Here is a 17,729-nt window from a genome sequence, read left to right as displayed (position 1 = left end):
CGCGTGGAGGGAATCCCCTGCTACGCGTCCGCGCGGGGCCCGCGGGCCCAGGCGAGTGGCCGGAATCGGTCCGTGTCCGCCGGACGGGGGAACGGAATGTGACCTACGGCACGTTGGGCTCGTTGTCATGACGCCTATGTCACGTCCACGTCTGCGGTCCGCACCGGCTGGGTAGGTCTGGCGGTGACCTGTTCCCTACGGCCAGGAGGCCACCATGCCCGCTGCCGCGCAGCTTCTGCTCTCCGCCCTGACCAAACAGGCACCGAGCCCCGCGGGTCCTGCCGCACCGACCACCGAGCCGCCCCTGACCGACCTCGCGCCTCCGATGATCAGTGAGCTGCCGCTCGCCGATGTCTCCCATCTGAGCTTCGAGGCCGCGTTCGCCGACGCCGCACCGCTGACCAGCGAGCCGCCGCTCGCCGATGCCACCCCTCTCACGAGCGAGCCTCCGCTCGCCGCCGTCGCCCCTCTGACCAGCGAGCCGACCGCACCCGGCACCGCAGGGGGCATGGAGACCCCAGGAGTCTGAATGGGCTTGTCCCGGCTCGCCGCACTGCACGGTGTCGCCACCTCCTACTCGCCGTCCCCGGATGTCACGGTGTCCGTCCCCGACGACACGGTCACGGCCGTGCTCGCCGCGCTGGGCGTCGACGCCGGCACCCCCGAGGCCGTACGCAGGGCGCTGGACGCCGCGCAGTCCGCCGCGGTCTCCCGCCTGCTCCCGCCGACGGTGGTCGTCTGGTCGGGAGAGCCCCTGCCCGCTTCCCTGACGGCGCTGCCCCGGGACACGGCGCTGACGATCGAGCTGGAGCCCGCTCCGGGGGCGGCCGCCGCGCCCCCGGAGCACCTGAGCCAGGTGGCGAACCCGACCGCCCCGGCCCCGACGGCTCCCGCCGCGCAAGGCGTCTCCGCGCCCACGGACCGGACACCCGCCTGGTGGAGCGAACCGCCCCCGGGCGTCCACCGGCTGACCGCGCGCGCGTCCGACGGCCGCCACGCCGCCGTCACGCTCGTCGTCGCCCCCGCCCGCGTCCCGCAGCCGCCCGCCCGCGTCCACGGCTTCCTCGTCCAGCTCTACTCCCTGCTCTCCGCGAGATCCTGGGGGATGGGTGACCTCGGTGACCTGGCCGACCTCGCCGCCTGGTCCGGGCGGAGCCTGGGCCTGGGGTTCGTGCAGGTCAACCCGCTTCACGCCGCCGTGCCCGGTGCCCCCACCGACCCCTCCCCGTACCGCCCCTCCTCGCGCCGCTTCCCCGACCCCGTCCACCTGCGCGTCGAGTCGGTGCCCGAATACGGCCACGTCCAGGACCGCGCGGTCCTGGACGACCTCCGCCAGGACGCCGCCGGGCTCTCCGAAGCCGTCCTCAGCAAAGGCGCCCTGATCGACCGGGACGCCGTCTGGGAGCTCAAGCGGAAGGCGCTGGAGCTCATCCACGAGGTGCCGCTGACCCCGGGCCGCAGAGCCGAGTACTGCGACTTCCTGGCCGGACAGGGGCAAGCCCTGGAGGACCACGCCCTGTGGTGCGCGCTGACGGAGGTGCACGGCCCTAACTGGCACGCCTGGCCCGAAGGGCTGCGTGACCCGCGCTCCCCGCAGACCGCCAGGGCCCGCGCCGAGCTGCTCGGGCGGGTCGACTTCCACTGCCGGCTGGCCTGGCTGACCGCAACCCAGCTGGCCGAGGCCCAGCAGGCGGCGCGCGACGCCGGAATGGCCGTGGGGATCGTCCACGACCTGGCCGTGGGCGTGCACCCGGCCGGCGCCGACACCTGGAGCCAGCAGGACGCCTTCGCGCACGGGATGTCGGTCGGCGCGCCCCCGGACGCCTTCAACGCGCGCGGCCAGGACTGGGGGCTGCCCCCGTGGCGCTCCGACGCGCTCGCCGCCTCGGGGTACGCCCCGTACCGCGGCCTGCTGCGCGGGCTCCTGGCCCACGCGGGCGCCCTGCGCATCGACCACGTGATGGGGCTGTTCCGGCTCTGGTGGGTGCCCGAGGGGCGTCCGCCCACCGAGGGCACGTACGTCGCCCAGGACGCCGAGGCGATGCTCGCCGTCCTCGTCCTGGAAGCGCACCGGGCCGGCGCCGTCGTCGTAGGGGAGGACCTGGGCACCGTCGAGCCCGGTGTCCGCGAAGCGCTCGCCAGGCGCGGTGTGCTCGGCACCTCCGTGCTCTGGTTCGAGCGCGACTGGGACGGCACGGGCGAACCCCTGGCCCCCGAGCGGTGGCGGCGCGACTGCGTGGCCACGGCCACCACCCACGACCTGCCCTCGACGGCCGCCCGGCTGACGGGCGACCACGTGACACTCCGCCACCGCCTTGGGCTGCTCACGCGCCCGCTGGAGCAGGAGCTCACCGACGACGCCACCGAGACCGCCGAGTGGCTTGCGTACCTCTCACGGCTCCGGCTCCTGCCCGAGGGGGAGGGTGACGAGGAGGCGGCGATCCGGGCCGTCCACCGCTTCCTGCTGAGCACCCCCGCCCTGATGACAGGCGTCTGGCTGCCCGACACGGTGGGCGACCGCCGCCCGCAGAATCTGCCGGGCACCTGGGACCAGTACCCCAACTGGCGACTGCCCGTCGCCGACGCCGAAGGCCATCCGGTCACCCTGGAGGAGCTCGCCGCCTCGCCCCGGCTGCACCGGCTGATGGAGGTGGTGCGCCCCCGCCCGGAGCGCCCCGGGTTCCGTACGGGACCCCCGGGCGCGCGCCGCCCGTAGCCGTTCGCTACGTTTGCACCGTGGACAAGAAGAACGCTATGCGCGCCGGCGCCGTCGCAGCCGGTACGACGCTGATGATGCTGCTCATGTCGTCGCCCGCGCTCGCTCTCACCCGCGACGACGGTGACGACCCGGGCCCGGGTCTGAGCGTGATGGAAACGATCGGGCTGTATGTCGTGGCACCGCTCGCCCTGTTCGCGGTGATCGCGGGCCTGGTCATGGTCCTGGACAGGTCCAGGAAGCACGCTTAAGAACTCTCCCGAGTGCACCGCCGGTATACCGTGCCGCGCGGTGCACCGGCATGTCCGGGCCCGTCCCATGGCCCCGGATAGGTTGCGCCCATGACCGAGTGGGACGTCAAGAAGCTCCGCATCCTGCGCACCCTGCGCGACCGGGGCACCGTGACCGCGACCGCCGAGACGCTGCTGATGACCCCGTCCGCGGTCTCCCAGCAACTCAGCAACCTGGCCAGACAGCTCGGCGTGCCCCTGCTCGAAGCCCAGGGCCGCCGGGTCCGCCTCACCGACGCCGCGCATCTGGTCCTGCGCCACGCCGAGGCGGTCTTCGCCCAGCTGGAACGCGCCGACGCCGAACTCACCGGCTATCTGAACGGCGAGGCGGGCGAGGTGCGGGTCGGCGCCTTCTCGACGGCCGTGGCTGCCCTGGTCGTACCGGCGGTCCGTCTCCTGCGCGCGCGGGAGCGCCCGGGCCCGGAGGTGCGCGTACGGGAGGCGGAGGCGGCGGAGGCGTACGAACTCCTCTCCTGCGGTGACGTGGACCTCGCCCTGTCCCTCGCGGCGCACGCCCCGACCGCCCGCGACCCCCGCTTCACCCTGGTGACCCTCCTGGCCGACCCGCTGGACGTGGCCCTGCCGGCGGGCCACCGTCTCGCCCAAGCCCCCGGTCTGCGCCTGGCCGACCTCTCCCGCGAACCCTGGATCTTCGGCGGTTCGGGCCCCTGGTCGGAGATCACCACCGCCGCCTGCGAGGCGGCGGGCTTCGTGCCCGAGCAGGCCCACAGCGCCTCCGGCTGGAGCGCGATCCTCGCCATGGTCGAGGCGGGCATGGGTATCGCCCTGGTCCCCCGGATGGCGGCGAGGGAGCGCAGCGACGGGGTGGTGATGCGGGTCCTGGAAGCGGACCAGCCGCGCCGCCACGTGGTGGCGGCGGTACGGCGGGGGGCGGAGGAGGGTCCGGCGGTGGCCCGCGTGCTGGAGGCGCTGACGGCGGTGGCCGGTGCCCGCCGACAGACCGTTCAGCTGAGCTGAACGAACCTTGCGAAAACTTTCGATGGACCTGATGGGTCACTCCGTACGACAGTCATCCCATGACCTTCGACGCGAGCGGGACCACATTCCACGACGACGACCCCCACGCCAACGACGCGGCCCCCTACGGCGGCGGCGACCCCTACGCCGACTACCGCACCGCCCCCGGCCTGCCCTTCACCGAACTCGTCGATCTGGCCGACCGCCGCCTCGGCGCGGGTGTGATCGCCGCCAACGACGAGTTCTTCGCCGAACGCGAGAACCTGCTCAGCCGCGAGCGCGCCGTCTTCGACCCCGAGCGCTTCGGCCACAAGGGCAAGATCATGGACGGCTGGGAGACCCGCCGACGCCGGGGCGCCGACGCAGCCCACCCCTTCCCGGCGCCCGAGGAGCACGACTGGGCCGTCGTCCGGCTCGGAGCGCCCGGCATCATCCGCGGCCTCATCGTGGACACGGCGCACTTCCGCGGCAACTACCCGCAGCGCGTCTCGGTCCAGGCGACGTCCGTCGAGGGCTCGCCCGGCCCGCAGGAGCTCCTCGCCGACGACGTGAAGTGGGAGGAGATCGTCCCGCCGACCCCGGTACGCGGCCACGCCGCCAACGGGTTCGAGATCACCGGCGGACGCCGCTACACCCACATCCGCCTCTGCCAGCACCCCGACGGCGGCATCGCCCGCCTGCGCGTCCACGGCGAGGTCGTCCCCGACCCGGCGTGGCTCGCGGCGCTCGGCACGATCGACCTGATCTCGATCCTGAACGGCGGCACGTACGAGGACGCCTCGGACCGCTTCTACTCCTCACCGGCCCAGATCATCCTGCCCGGCACCTCCCGCAAGATGGACGACGGCTGGGAGAACCGCCGCCGCCGGGTCCGCGACACGAACGACTGGGTCCGCTTCCGCCTGCCCGCCCAGGGCGCGGTCCGCGCGGTCGAGATCGACACCGCCTACCTCAAGGGCAACGCGGCCGGATGGGTCGCCCTGCACGGCCGCAACGGCGAGACGGGCGAGTGGTTCGAGATCATCCCTCGTACGAAGCTCCAGCCCGACACGCCGCACCGCTTCGTCCTGCACGCCCAGGCGGTGGTCACCCACGTCCGTCTCGACACGTTCCCGGACGGCGGAGTGGCCCGCATGCGCCTGCACGGCTCCCTGACCGAATCCGGCACGGCCGAGCTGGCGCGCCGCCACGAGGAGTCGGGCGCGTGAGCGCACTGCTCCCGTAAGGGGGACGGCCGGGACTAACCTGCTGGACGGGGACGGGGTGTCGCTGACTGCCGGAGGCGACACATGCCAAAGACACGAACCCCTGAAGGGAGTCCCATGCTGCGAGTCAAGGACTTCGACCATCTGGTGCTCAACGTGCGGGACGTCGAACGGGCGCTGGAGTTCTACTGCGGGCCCCTCGGCCTGGAGCCCGTGCGGGTGGAGGAGTGGCGGGCCGGGAAGGTGCCGTTCCCTCGGTGCGGGTCAGTCCCACGACCATCATCGACCTGCTCGACCGGCCACGCGGCACGTCCAACGTGGACCACATCTGTCTGGCCGTCGAGCCGCTCGACTGGCAGCAGGTCATCGACTCGGGGAGTTCACCGTGCTGGAGGGACCGGCCGGCCGCTTCGGCGCCCGGGGCGAGGCGCAGTCGCTCTACGTACAGGACCCGGACGGCAACACCGTCGAACTGCGCTGGTATCCGCAGGACGTGACGGAGTAGGCGCGGCGGACGCGAGAAGGGGGCGCCACCGGTGGTGGCGCCCCCTCACCGCTCAGCCGAGCCGTCAGGCAGTCGCCGCCGCGCCGTCGGCCGCCCGGGCCCTCAGCGCCCGCTCGACGCCCGCGCGGGACTCCGACATCAGCCGGCGCAGGGCCGCGTTCGGCTCCGCCGCCGCGAGCCAGGCGTCCGTCGCGTCGAGCGTGGCCTGCGAGACCTGGAGCGACGGGTACAGACCGACCGCGATCTGCTGGGCCATCTCATGGCTCCGGGTGTCCCAGACGTCCTTGACCGCGGCGAAGAACTTCTCCGTGTACGGGGCCAGCAGCTCCCGCTGGTCCGTCTGCACGAAGCCGCTGATCACCGCCTCCTGGAGGGAGTTCGGCAGCTTGTCGGACCCGACGACCGACGCCCAGGCCGCCTCCTTCGCCTCCGGGGTCGGCTGCGCGGCGCGCGCGGACGCCGCGTGGCGCTCGCCCGCCGCCGTCCTGTCGCGCTCGTACTCGGCGGTGATCTCCTCCTCGTCGAACAGCCCGGTCGCGGCCAGCCGCTCCACGAACGCCCAGCGCAGTTCCGTGTCGACGGCCAGGCCCTCGATCGTCTCCGTACCGGCCAGCAGGGACTGGAGCAGGTCCAGCTGGACCGGGGTACGGGCCGTCGCCGCGAAGGCGCGGGCCCAGGCGAGCTGGTGGTCGCTGCCCGGCTCCGCTGTACGCAGATGGGCCAGCGTGGCCTCCGTCCACCGCGCCAGAGCCGCCTCACGGGCCTCCGGCGCCGCGTACAGGTCCAGGGCCAGCTTCACCTGGCGGTGCAGCGACTGGACGACGCCGATGTCCGTCTCCTTGCCGATGCCCGAGAGGACGAGGGAGAGGTAGTCGCGCGTCGCCAGCTCGCCGTCGCGGGTCATGTCCCAGGCCGAGGCCCAGCTCAGGGCGCGCGGCAGGGACTCGGCGAAGTCGCCCAGGTGGGCGGTGACGACCCGCAGCGACTCCTCGTCCAGGCGGACCTTCGCGTACGAGAGGTCGTCGTCGTTGAGGAGGACGACCGCGGGACGGGCGGTGCCCGCCGGGAACGGCACGGTCGTGCGCGCGCCGTCGACGTCCAGCTCGATCCGGTTCGTACGGACCAGCTTGCCGGCCTCGTCGAGGTCGTAGCAGCCGACCGCGATCCGGTGCGGACGCAGCGTGGGCTCGCCCTTCGCACCCGCGGGGAGCGCCGGGGCCTCCTGGAGGACCGTGAAGGACGTGACGTGGCCGTCATCGTCCGTCTCGATCTCCGGGCGCAGGATGTTGATCCCGGCCGTCTCCAGCCACAGCTTCGACCAGGTCTTCAGGTCACGGCCGGAGGTCTCCTCCAGCGCCCCCAGCAGGTCCGAGAGCCGGGTGTTCCCGAAGGCGTGCGCCTTGAAGTACGCCTGGACGCCCTGGAAGAACGCGTCCATCCCGACGTACGCCACGAGCTGCTTGAGGACCGAGGCGCCCTTCGCGTACGTGATCCCGTCGAAGTTGACGAGCACGTCGTCGAGGTCGCTGATGTCCGCCATGATCGGGTGCGTGGACGGCAGCTGGTCCTGGCGGTACGCCCACGTCTTCATGGAGTTGGCGAACGTGGTCCAGGAGTGCGGCCACCTGGAGCCCTCGGCGTACGCCTGGCAGGCGATCGAGGTGTAGGTGGCGAACGACTCGTTCAGCCACAGGTCGTTCCACCACTCCATGGTGACGAGGTCGCCGAACCACATGTGGGCCAGCTCGTGCAGGATGGTCTCCGCACGGACCTCGTACGCGGCGTCCGTCACCTTCGAGCGGAACACGTACTGGTCGCGGATCGTCACAGCGCCCGCGTTCTCCATCGCGCCCGCGTTGAACTCCGGGACGAAGAGCTGGTCGTACTTGGCGAAGGGGTACGCGTAGTCGAACTTCTCCTGGAACCAGTCGAAGCCCTGCCGCGTGACCGCGAAGATCTCGTCCGCGTCGAGGTACTCGGCGAGCGAGGGGCGGCAGTAGATGCCGAGCGGGACGGTCTGGCCGTCCTTCTCGTAGCTGCTGTGCACCGCGTGGTACGGGCCGGCGATCAGCGCCGTGATGTACGTCGAGATGCGGGGCGTCGGCTCGAAGACCCAGAGGTCGTCCTGGGGCTCGGGCGTCGGCGAGTTGGAGATGACGGTCCAGCCGGCCGGGGCTTTCACGGTGAACCGGAAGGTCGCCTTCAGGTCGGGCTGCTCGAAACTCGCGAACACCCGGCGGGCGTCCGGTACCTCGAACTGCGTGTAGAGGTACGCCTGTTCGTCGACCGGGTCGACGAAGCGGTGCAGGCCCTCGCCGGTGTTGGTGTACGAGCAGTCGGCGACGACCTTCAGCTCGTTGGCGCCCGCGCGCAGATGCTTCAGGGTGATGCGCGAGTCGCGGAAGACGGCGGCGACGTCCAGCGCCTTGCCGTTCAGCTCCACCTCGTGCACGGCCGGGGCGACCAGATCGATGAAGGTCTGCGCACCGGCCTCGGCGGAGTCGAAACGCACGGAGGTGACGGACCGGAAGATGCCGCCCTCCTGTGCTCCGGAGAGGTCGAGATCGATCTCGTACGCGTCCACGGTCAGCAGGCGCGCCCGCTCCTGTGCCTCTTCGCGGGTCAGATTCGTGCCAGGCACGCGGTCATCTCCTTGGTATGCGAGTTTTCGGTCATCCTTCCACGGGAGACGCGCGCAGCGCGATGTCCGTTTTCCGCCGGACGCCCGATGCGGGCCGCGCGACCCTCGAACCATGAACGGCTACGAGGCACGTCCCATCGAACCGACCGCACTCAGGGAACTCCGGGAGACGGACGACGCGGGGCGCCCGTGCGTCCCCCGCACGGCCACCGGAACCGGTGATCCGCTGCGCTGCTGTCTGCGGGGCGCGGAGCCGGGGGAGCGGATCGCCCTCGTCTCGTACGCGCCGCTGCGGCGCTGGGCGGCCGCGAGTGGGGCGAAGCCGGGGGCGTACGACGAACAAGGGCCCGTTTTCATCCACGCGGAGGAGTGCGCGGGCCCGGCGGGCGAGCGGACGGGATATCCGTTCTCCCGTGCCGGCGCGCTGAGGGCCGTGCGGCGCTACGACGCGCAGGGCCGGATCGTCGGCGGCCGGCTGCTGGAGATCCCGGCCGAGGAGGAGCGGGGCTTCGACGCGGCCTTCACGGAGGCGTTCGCCGACCCGGGGGTGGCGCTGGTGCACGTACGGGCCGTTGAGTACGGGTGCTTCCACTTCGAGGTGCGCCGGCACCTCGCCCTCTGAGGCAGGCGAAAGGGCGGCCACCGCGATCCGGTGGCCGCCCTTTCGCCGTACGACGGATCAGCCGGTCAGCTCGGCCGCCACCAGCTCCGCGATCTGCACGGCGTTGAGCGCCGCGCCCTTGCGGAGGTTGTCGTTGGAGACGAACAGCGCCAGACCGTGTTCGACGGTCTCGTCGACCCGGATGCGGCCCACGTACGAGGCGTCCTTGCCGGCGGCCTGGAGCGGGGTCGGGATCTCCGAGAGCTCGACGCCCTCGGCATCCTTCAGCAGCTCGTACGCGCGCTCCACGCTGATCGGACCGGCGAACCGGGCGTTGATCTGGAGCGAGTGGCCCGAGAAGACCGGGACGCGGACACAGGTGCCGGACACCTTGAGCTCCGGGATCTCCAGGATCTTGCGGGACTCGTTGCGGAGCTTCTGCTCCTCGTCCGTCTCGAACGAACCGTCGTCCACGATCGAACCGGCCAGCGGCACCACGTTGAACGCGATCGGGCGCTTGTATACGGCCGGCGCGGGGAAGTCGACGGACTCGCCGTCGTGGGCCAGCTTGTCGGCGTCGGCGACGACCTTCAGCGCCTGGCCGTGCAGCTCCGCCACACCGGCGACACCGGAGCCCGACACCGCCTGGTACGAGGCGACCGTCAGAGTCTCCAGACCGGCTTCGGTGTGCAGCGGGCGCAGCACGGGCATGGCGGCCATCGTCGTGCAGTTCGGATTGGCGATGATGCCCTTGGGGCGGCTCTTCACCGCGTGCGGGTTGACCTCGGAGACGACCAGCGGTACGTCGGGGTCCAGACGCCAGGCGGAGGAGTTGTCGATCACGACGGCACCCTGGGAGGCGACCTTCTCCGCGAGCGCGCGGGAGGTGGCGCCGCCCGCCGAGAAGAGCACGATGTCCAGCCCCGTGTAGTCGGCGGTGGAGGCGTCCTCGACGGTGATGTCCGTGCCCTCCCACGGGAGGGTGGTGCCCGCGGAACGGGCGGAGGCGAAGAGCCGCAGCTCGGCGACGGGGAACTTCCGCTCGGCCAGGATACTGCGCATGACTGTGCCGACCTGACCGGTGGCGCCGACGATTCCGACCTTCACGAAAGACTCCTCTGTACGTGTGTGCGACCCGCTTGCCGCTCCATGATGCGTGCGTCCCCGCCCACCTTGTCCAATCCATTGTCCGTTCCCCGGACGGCGGCGGCCAGCCGGTGGAACGCTCCGCCGCACGTGCGTGCCACCGGGGAAGATCCTCCCGTCCGGCACAGGTGAACCGGGTACGGGCGCTTCTCCGCCCGCCCCGCCGGGACCGGCATCCCCCTGGTCGGTGACGTACAGCGGGGCGGGAGCTCCCGGAAGAGCGCCCGCCCCGCTGCTCAGACGTAACGGCCGGTCGTTACGGCGTGACCTTCTCGATCACGACGCTGCCGGTGCCCGCCGCGGTGCCGCGGGAGTTCACCAGCCGGACCTCACCGAAGAACTGACGTCCCTCGGGCGCCGTACCGGCGACCAGGACCTCGGCGCCGACCTGGGCCGAGGCGCCGTTGGCCAGGTTCACCGCCTTCGACTCGTCGACCGTGATCGCGCCGAGCGACGGCGCGTAGTACACGTCGCGGTAGTCGTACGCGGTGGTCCCCGCCGGGACCGCGTAGCCGTCGACGACGACGGTGTACGTACCGGCGGCGGGCTTGACCAGGCTGACCGACTCCTCGGAACCGGCCCACGTGGACGCACCGACCTCGGTGTCACCGTTGTAGACGTACAGGTCGATGTCGGCGTTGGCGTCCGAGGTGCCGCCGATGGCGAAGTCGAGCTTCTCGACACCCTCACCGATGGTGACCGTGGTCTCGTACGTCTCACCCGTGGAGATCGACGGACGCTCGACCTTGGCCGAACCCAGCGAGCCGCCCTTGAGCTTGCCCTCCAGGTCGCCCGCGTTGTTGGTGACCGTCCAGTTCACGGCGGCCGGGGTACCGGCCTTCGCCTCGGCGATGGTCTGCACCGCCGGGTCGAACGAGGCGCCGAGCAGTGAGACATCCAGCTTGTACGAGTTGTCCAGCAGCGCCGACGTACGGCGCGACTCGACCTCGATCTCCCAGACACCGGGCTGCGGGTCCTTGTACGAACGCACGTCCGGCCGGCAGGTGTTGCTGGGGCTCTCGTAGTTCGCGTAGCAGAAGATCGTGGAGCTGTCCTCCACCGCGACCCCGTAGGGGTGGATGGAGATGAACCGCGTCTGGCTGCCCGAACGGAGCGCGCTGAGTGCGACCTCAAGGGTCTCCGCGCCCTCCGGCACGTTCACGAAGTAGGACTTGTGGTCGTTGCGCTGCACCGAACCGGAGGCCGTGAACGCGTAACCGGGCGCCACCAGCGGCTTGGCGACGACGACGGTGGTGAGGATCTGGTGGTCCACGCCGACCGTCTTCGCGTCGTTCACCCGGAGGATCGCGCTGTGCACACCGGCGCTGCCGGGGCGCGCCTTGACCTTGACGGTCACGGGCTTGCCGAGCGGCAGCGAGACCGTGCTCGGACCGGCCAGCGAGAAGGTGCCGTCGTTGTTCTTCCAGGACAGGGAGTGCGCGACGCCGCGGTCGGGGCCCGTGGTGCGGGTGACCGTCACGTCGTACGTCTTGCTCTGGCCGGCCTTGAGGCCGCCCTCACGGTCGTACAGACCGGTACCGAAGCCCGGGGTCTTCAGCGCGAAGTCGATCGCGGTGTCGACCGGGGCCTTCACCGTGTACTCGTGCGCCGTGGCACCCGCCTTGATGGTCTTCCAGGCACCGACGATGTCGATCAGACCGGCGCCCTGGGCGTGCGCGGGCACTCCCTTGATGTGGGTGGCGGTGCTGGTGAGCGCGGTGCGCAGATCGGCCGGGGGAGCTCGATGTTCTTCTGCTCCGCGGCCGAGAGCAGCAGCGCGGCGGCACCGGCGGCCTGCGGCGAGGACATCGAGGTGCCCTGCATCATGGAGTAGCCGGCAGGCAGGCTGTAGCCCGCCTCCTTGACGGGCCCGCCGGCCTGCCAGGTCTGGGTGGTGTTGACGGCCGCGCCAGGCGCCGTCAGGATCGGCGCGAAGCCGCCGTCCTCACGCGGTCCGCGCGAGGAGAAGGGCAGCATGGCGTACTTCTTGGTGACGTTCGAGCCGTAGTTGGCGGCCCATGTCTCCTTGGAGATGGACGCACCCACCGAGATGACGTGGTCGGCGAGGCCGGGGTCACCGATGGTGTTCACACCGGGGCCGTCGTTGCCGGCCGAGATGACCAGCTGCACGCCGTAGGTGTCGATGAGCCGCTTGTAGAGCTCCGCGCGGGCGTTGTTGCCGTCGTTCAGCGGCGGCAGGCCGCCGATCGACATGTTGACGATGTCGACACCGCGGTTGACGACGAGGTCGATCATGCCCTCGGTCAGCGCGATGTTGGTGCAGCCGCCGGTCCAGGTGCAGGCGCGCGAGGAGACGACCTTGGCGCCGGGCGCCGCGCCGTTCATCTCGCCGCCGAACAGGCCGTTGGCCGCGGTGATGCCCGCCACGTGCGTGCCGTGCGAGCCCTCGATGACGCCGATGTTCACGAAGTCGGCCTTGGCGCCGGCCGTGTTGTACACGACGTTCTTGCGGGTCTCGACGACGAACGGAATGCGCTCGACGATCTCGGTCGCCGGGTTGTCCGTACCGAAGTAGCCGACCTGGTGGCCGTCCTTGTACGGCTTCATGGCGGCGTCGTTGGTGAAGTCGGCGTCGTTGTTCAGGTCGACGCGCGCGGAGCCGGTGACCGCGTCGTACAGGACGGCCCACACATCGGTGGTGTCGCCGTCCCGGTTCAGGTCTCCCGCCATGTCGCCGCCGCGGGTGGCGGCCTCGGGGAAGAGCTGGATCTTGTACGCGCCCTCGGGAGCCGAGTACGCGCGTCCGCCGATGGTGAAGGCGGGACCGGCCACGGAGGCCGTCATCCGCAGCCACGTACCGTCGCTGTCGCTGACCGGGTCGGTGGCCGTCACCCAGTCGACGATCTTGCGCTCGCCCGTGGTGGTCTTCTGCAGCGCGGGGTGACCGAGGTCGACGCCCGAGTCCAGCACACCGATGGTGATGCCGCGGCCGTCGGCCTTCGGGTTCTGCTCGACGAAGTCGACCGCGCCCGTCTCGAAGGAGGGGTTGTACGGGTTCTTCGCCGGGGTCCGCTTGCCGGGCGCCGGGTAGGAGCCCGTCGCCTGCGTGGACGCGCCGGCCGCCCGGTCACCCGCGGGGGTCGGGTCGTCGAGCTTGATCTCCTGCTTGAGGTCGATGCCGTACACCGACGTCAACTTCTGCGCCGCCTTGAGCGTGGCCTCGGCGGTGGCGGTCGGGACGGTCGCACGGACGTAGCCGAGCTTGTCGTACGTCTGCCCGAGCACGGAGCCCTTGACGGCGTCCAGCTGCCGGGAGACCTCCTCGGTCGCGCCGGGAGCGGTGGCGACCATCAGGGTGATGTTCTTCTCGCCCTTGGCCTGGGCCTTCGCCAGCACGTCGGCGTCGGCACTGCCGAGCTTGTCGCCCTTGCCGTCAGCCGCGGCGGGCTTGACCGGCGCGGTGCCCGGGTCGTCGGCGGCGAAGACCGGGGCGGTGCCGGCGGCGGCCAGCGCGGCCACCAGTCCGGCGGCGGCCGCCATACGGGCCGCGCGTCTCGCTCCGGGTATGAGGCTGGGGGATTCCTTGGTCATCAGCATCCCTGTAAGTGAAAGAGAGAGTCCGGAATTCGGTACCCGATGACCGCTCACCCTGTCTTAGATGACAGCGGTTTGTGGAGAGTTGACGGGGGCGAGTATCGAACATGGCGTAGATCCGCCACTGAGGTCAAAGCGTCACGCGGGACGAACAGGACATAGAGGGCTCACCGCGGCAGGATCACCACGTAGGCGGCGGGCTCCCGGTCGTCCGCCGCCATCAGCGCCGTGCGCACCACGGTCGCCTGCTGCTCCGGGGCCTCCCGCAGCTTCTTCGGGGTGACGTGGACGACGGTGATCCCGAGCCGCTCCAGATGGTCGCGCCTGGCCGCGTGCGCGGACCAGTGCTCCTCGTCGTCCTCCTGGCGCGGGGGGCGGCAGTCGATGTCCACGGCCACGGCCTGGTCGGGCCAGTACGCGTCGACCGCGCCCAGCCGGGGACCGCCCGGCAGCCGCAGCTCCACGTTCCACAGCGGGACCGGCAGTCCCTGGCCGCGGACCATCTCGTACAGCCGGCTCTCCGCGACCGCCCGGCCCTCGGCCAGCAGGAAGTCGACGGCCTCCCGCAGATGGGCCCGCCCCAGCAGCTTCGCCGCGCTCAGCTCCCGCACCACGGCGGCGGCTTCGCAGTGCCCGCCCCGGACTGCGTCCGTCAGCAGCCGGCGCGCCACGGAGCCGTCCGTGATCCCGGCGACGGCGTCCGCGAGCGCGCGCTCCACGGGGGCCACGGGGACCCCGTCCATCTCCACGGGCCCGGGCAGCCCGGCGCCGCGCACGACCTCCACGAACCGGGTGGAGCGCAGGCGCCGGGTGCGGGGCACGAGGACGTCGATCCGGTGCAGCGAGACCAGCGGCGGGGCGGTGGGAAACCCGTACAGGGTGAGCGCGGCCATCCCCGTCACCATGGCCTCTCCGTACCGGGACCCGGCCGGCGCGTGTGCCGGGCGCCGCGCGGAGACGGGTGGCCGCCCGGCGTAGAGCAGGGCGCCGTGCAACCGCTCCTCGCCGGTGGGCGGGCCGGAGTGCAGGAGGTACACCCCGGGCAGCAGTTGCTGCCACGGGCCGCCGGGGAGGCACTGCGCGGGGGTCTGCGCGGCCGACACGCCCCGCGCCCGCAACTGCGCGGCGGACTGCACGCGTCGGCGTACCTCGTGGGGGTGGGGGAAGAGAGGGGTGTTCTGTGTCATGCCCCCGGCGTTCCCGCTCACCCAGGGCGCCCTAACCTCTGTTACAGGCCCGTCGACAATTCAGGACAACGCCGTCCTAAAGTACGGGAGTTCGACTGCCGAAAAGACCCGTCCCGCCCGGATTCCGTTCGGCGTCGTACGTATGCGCGCCCGAGCGCCGCGCATACGTACGACGCTCGGGCGCGCGGGACCCGCACCCCGGCCCGGATCAGACCGCCTGCCCCCGCAAGGCCCGCGCCAGATCGTCCCGCGCCTCCAGGACCAGCCGCCGCAGCGCCGGCGCCGCGTTCGGGTGCGAGGCCAGCCACGCGTCCGTCGCGACCAGCGTCTCCGGACTGTCCTGGAGCCCGGGGAACAGCCCCGACACCACGTCCATGCCGATCTGGATCGACCGGTCGGCCCACACCCGTTCGATCGCGTCGAAGTAGGCGCCCGCGTACGTCGCCAGCAACTCCCGCTGCGAGGGTTGCACGAAGCCCGCGATCGTGGCCGTCACCAGCGCGTTGGACAGCTTGTCCGACTCCACGACCGCGGCCCACGCCTGCGCCTTCACGGCAGCGGACGGCCGCGAGGCCAGGCACCGCACCTGGTGCCGCTTGCCGGACGCCGTGTCGTCCCGTGCCAGCTCGGCGTCGATGACCGCTGCGTCGGCCCGCCCGTGCGAGGCGAGCGGCGACAGGAACGCCCAGCGCAGCTCCTGGTCGACCTCCAGCCCGTCGATCCGCGCCGAGCCGTCGAGGACTCCCGCCAGCAGCTCGAAGTCCGCGTCCGATGAGGCCACGGAGGCGAAGAACCGCGCCCAGGTCAGCTGGTGCTGACTGCCCGGCTCCGCGGCGCGCAGCTCACGCAGCGCGCCCTCGGCCAGCAGCCGGCCGCCCTCCTCGCGCCACCCGGGCGCGACGTAGTGCACGAGCGCCGACTGCGTCCAGTTGTGGAGCATCTGGAGCACGCCGATGTCCGATTCACGGCCGGAGAAGGCGAGTACGAGGGAGATGAAGGAACGGGCCGGCAGCAGCGCGTCCCGCGTGAGGTTCCACAGGGCCGACCAGCAGACCGCCCGGGCCAGGGGGTCGGTGATGTCCCCGAGGTGGTCCCCGAGGGTGGCGAGCGACCCGGCGTCGAAGCGGACCTTGCAGTACGTGAGGTCGTCGTCGTTGACGAGGATCAGCTCGGGCTTCTCCGCCCCGGCCAGCTCCGCGACGACCGTGCGCGCCCCGGCGACGTCCACCTCGGCGCGCGCGTATCGGACCAGCGCGCCGCCGGGGTCGTGCCGGTAGAGGCCGACCGCGACACGGTGCGGGCGCAGCTCCGGATGGGAGGCGGCGGCGTCCTGGAGGACGGCCAGCTCCGTGATCCGCCCGGCCACGTCGTACGTCACGTCCGGCGTGAGCACGTTGACGCCCGCCGTCTGGAGCCAGGCGCGCGACCAGGCCGTCATGTCGCGCCCGGACGTCTCGGCGAGCACGGACAGCAGGTCGCCCAGGCGCGTGTTGCCGTACGCGTGCCGCTTGAAGTAGCGCCGCGCGCCTTCGAGGAACGCCTCCCGTCCGACGTACGCCACCAGCTGCTTCAGCACCGAGGCGCCCTTGGCGTAGGTGATGCCGTCGAAGTTGAGCTTGGCGTCCTCCAGGTCACGGATGTCGGCCGTGACGGGGTGGGTGGACGGCAGCTGGTCGGCACGGTAGGCCCACGCCTTGCGGTTGTTGGCGAAGGTGACCCAGCCGTTGGTGAAACGGGTCGCCTCGACCTGGGAGAACGTGCCCATGAAGTCGGCGAAGGACTCCTTCAGCCACAGGTCGTCCCACCACCGCATGGTGACCAGGTCGCCGAACCACATGTGCGCCATCTCGTGCAGGATGACGTTGGCCCGGCGCTCGTAGGACGCCGAGGTCACCTTGCCCCGGTAGACGTACTCCTCACGGAACGTGACACAGCCGGGGTTCTCCATCGCGCCGATGTTGTACTCGGGCACGAACGCCTGGTCGTACTTCCCGAACGGATACGGGTAGTCGAAGGTGTCGTGGAAGAAGTCGAGACCCTGCTTGGTGACGAGGAAGATGTCGTCCGCGTCGAAGTGGCGGGCGAGGCTCTTGCGGCACATCGCGCCGAGCGGGATCTCCAGCGTCGAACCCGCCGCGGAGCCCTCGGCCGGGGAGGTGCCCCCTTCGGACACCCGGGTGTAGACGTCGGTCTCGTAGTGGTACGGACCGGCGACGACCGCCGTGATGTACGTCGAGATCGGCTTCGTCTCGGCGAAGCGCCACACCTCGCCCTCGTGTGACTCCTCGGCGCCGTTGCTCCAGACCCTCCAGCCGTCGGGAGCCGTCACCTCGAAGCGGAAGGGAGCCTTCAGGTCGGGCTGTTCGAAGTTGGCGAAGACGCGCCGGGCATCGGCCGGTTCGTACTGCGTGTAGAGGTAGACCTCGCCGTCCTCCGGGTCGACGAACCGGTGCATACCCTCGCCGGTCCGGCTGTACGCGCACTGCGCGTCGACCACCAGGACGTTGTCGCCCTCGGCGAGACCGTCCAGCGCCACCCGGGCCCCGTCGAAGACGGCGGCCGGGTCCAGCGGCTTCCCGTTCAGCGTCACCGCGTTCACGCTCGGCGCCAGCAGGTCGGCGAAGGTGGAGGTTCCCGCACGCGCGGAGCGGAAGCGGATGGTGGTCTGCGAACGGAACGTGCGCGGACCGGCCTCCCCGTCGCCCGCTTCGGGCTCGCCGACGGCGGAACGCAGGTCTAGGGCGACCTCGTAACCGTCGACGGTCAGCAGCTCGGCCCGCTCACGGGCCTCGTCGCGGGACAGGTTTTCACCGGGCACGGGCACTCCTTCGTGTCTCGTTTGAACGGCTTTGAGTCTCGCACGCCGCATCTCGCGCCGGCATCCGGGAATGGCCGGGGAGTCCGG

General features: G+C 71.5%; 10 protein-coding genes and 2 pseudogenes. 7 read left to right on the top strand and 5 right to left on the bottom strand.

The window, feature by feature from the left end:
* Positions 1-214 precede the first annotated feature (214 nt).
* From Sfulv_RS09610 to Sfulv_RS09585, 6 genes and pseudogenes are all read left to right on the top strand, one after another.
* Entirely contained in the window at positions 215-529 is a 315-nt protein-coding gene (locus Sfulv_RS09610; protein ID WP_173313297.1) for a hypothetical protein, read from the top strand.
* Positions 530-2,716, top strand: a complete 2,187-nt coding sequence (gene malQ, locus Sfulv_RS09605) for a 4-alpha-glucanotransferase (protein ID WP_173313296.1) — start codon at positions 530-532, stop codon at positions 2,714-2,716.
* Positions 2,717-2,736: 20 nt separating this feature from the next.
* Positions 2,737-2,967, top strand: a complete 231-nt coding sequence (locus tag Sfulv_RS09600) for a hypothetical protein (RefSeq protein WP_173313295.1) — start codon at positions 2,737-2,739, stop codon at positions 2,965-2,967.
* Positions 2,968-3,057: 90 nt separating this feature from the next.
* Positions 3,058-3,984, top strand: coding sequence for a LysR substrate-binding domain-containing protein (locus tag Sfulv_RS09595; protein ID WP_173313294.1), 927 nt, complete (start codon positions 3,058-3,060; stop codon positions 3,982-3,984).
* A 59-nt stretch (positions 3,985-4,043) separates the two neighbouring features.
* Complete coding sequence (gene alc, locus Sfulv_RS09590; protein ID WP_173313293.1) at positions 4,044-5,192, top strand: allantoicase; 1,149 nt, start codon at positions 4,044-4,046, stop codon at positions 5,190-5,192.
* 117 nt (positions 5,193-5,309) lie between these two features.
* Positions 5,310-5,694, top strand: a pseudogene (locus Sfulv_RS09585) (VOC family protein).
* Between the two features lie 64 nt (positions 5,695-5,758).
* Here Sfulv_RS09585 and pepN (Sfulv_RS09580) read toward each other — a convergent pair.
* Positions 5,759-8,335, bottom strand: a complete 2,577-nt coding sequence (pepN, locus tag Sfulv_RS09580) for an aminopeptidase N (RefSeq protein WP_173313292.1) — start codon at positions 8,333-8,335, stop codon at positions 5,759-5,761.
* 112 nt (positions 8,336-8,447) lie between these two features.
* Here pepN (Sfulv_RS09580) and Sfulv_RS09575 point away from each other — a divergent pair, with 112 nt between their 5' ends.
* A complete protein-coding gene (locus tag Sfulv_RS09575; RefSeq protein ID WP_173313291.1) occupies positions 8,448-8,957 on the top strand; it encodes a DUF1203 domain-containing protein in 510 nt (169 codons plus the stop codon).
* Between the two features lie 57 nt (positions 8,958-9,014).
* Here the strand turns inward: Sfulv_RS09575 and Sfulv_RS09570 are convergent, their stop codons facing one another.
* The 4 genes and pseudogenes from Sfulv_RS09570 to pepN (Sfulv_RS09555) form a co-directional block, all read right to left on the bottom strand.
* The gene (locus Sfulv_RS09570; RefSeq protein WP_173313290.1) at positions 9,015-10,043 is read right to left on the bottom strand and encodes an aspartate-semialdehyde dehydrogenase; all 1,029 of its coding nucleotides are present in this window, start codon (positions 10,041-10,043) and stop codon (positions 9,015-9,017) included.
* Between the two features lie 295 nt (positions 10,044-10,338).
* A pseudogene (locus Sfulv_RS09565) lies at positions 10,339-13,640 on the bottom strand (S8 family serine peptidase).
* Between the two features lie 164 nt (positions 13,641-13,804).
* On the bottom strand, positions 13,805-14,824 hold the full coding sequence (locus Sfulv_RS09560; protein ID WP_173313289.1) for a hypothetical protein: 1,020 nt from the start codon (positions 14,822-14,824) through the stop codon (positions 13,805-13,807).
* A gap of 208 nt (positions 14,825-15,032) precedes the next feature.
* Positions 15,033-17,642 carry an aminopeptidase N gene (gene pepN / locus Sfulv_RS09555; RefSeq protein ID WP_173313288.1) on the bottom strand — a complete coding sequence of 870 codons (2,610 nt, stop codon included), beginning with the start codon at positions 17,640-17,642 and terminating at the stop codon, positions 15,033-15,035.
* Positions 17,643-17,729 lie beyond the last annotated feature (87 nt).

This window comes from Streptomyces fulvorobeus (assembly GCF_013167895.1).
GTDB classification, from domain to species: Bacteria; Actinomycetota; Actinomycetes; order Streptomycetales; family Streptomycetaceae; genus Streptomyces; species Streptomyces fulvorobeus.
Note: the sequence above shows the minus strand (reverse complement) of the source record. Positions and strands in the feature narration are given on the sequence as shown.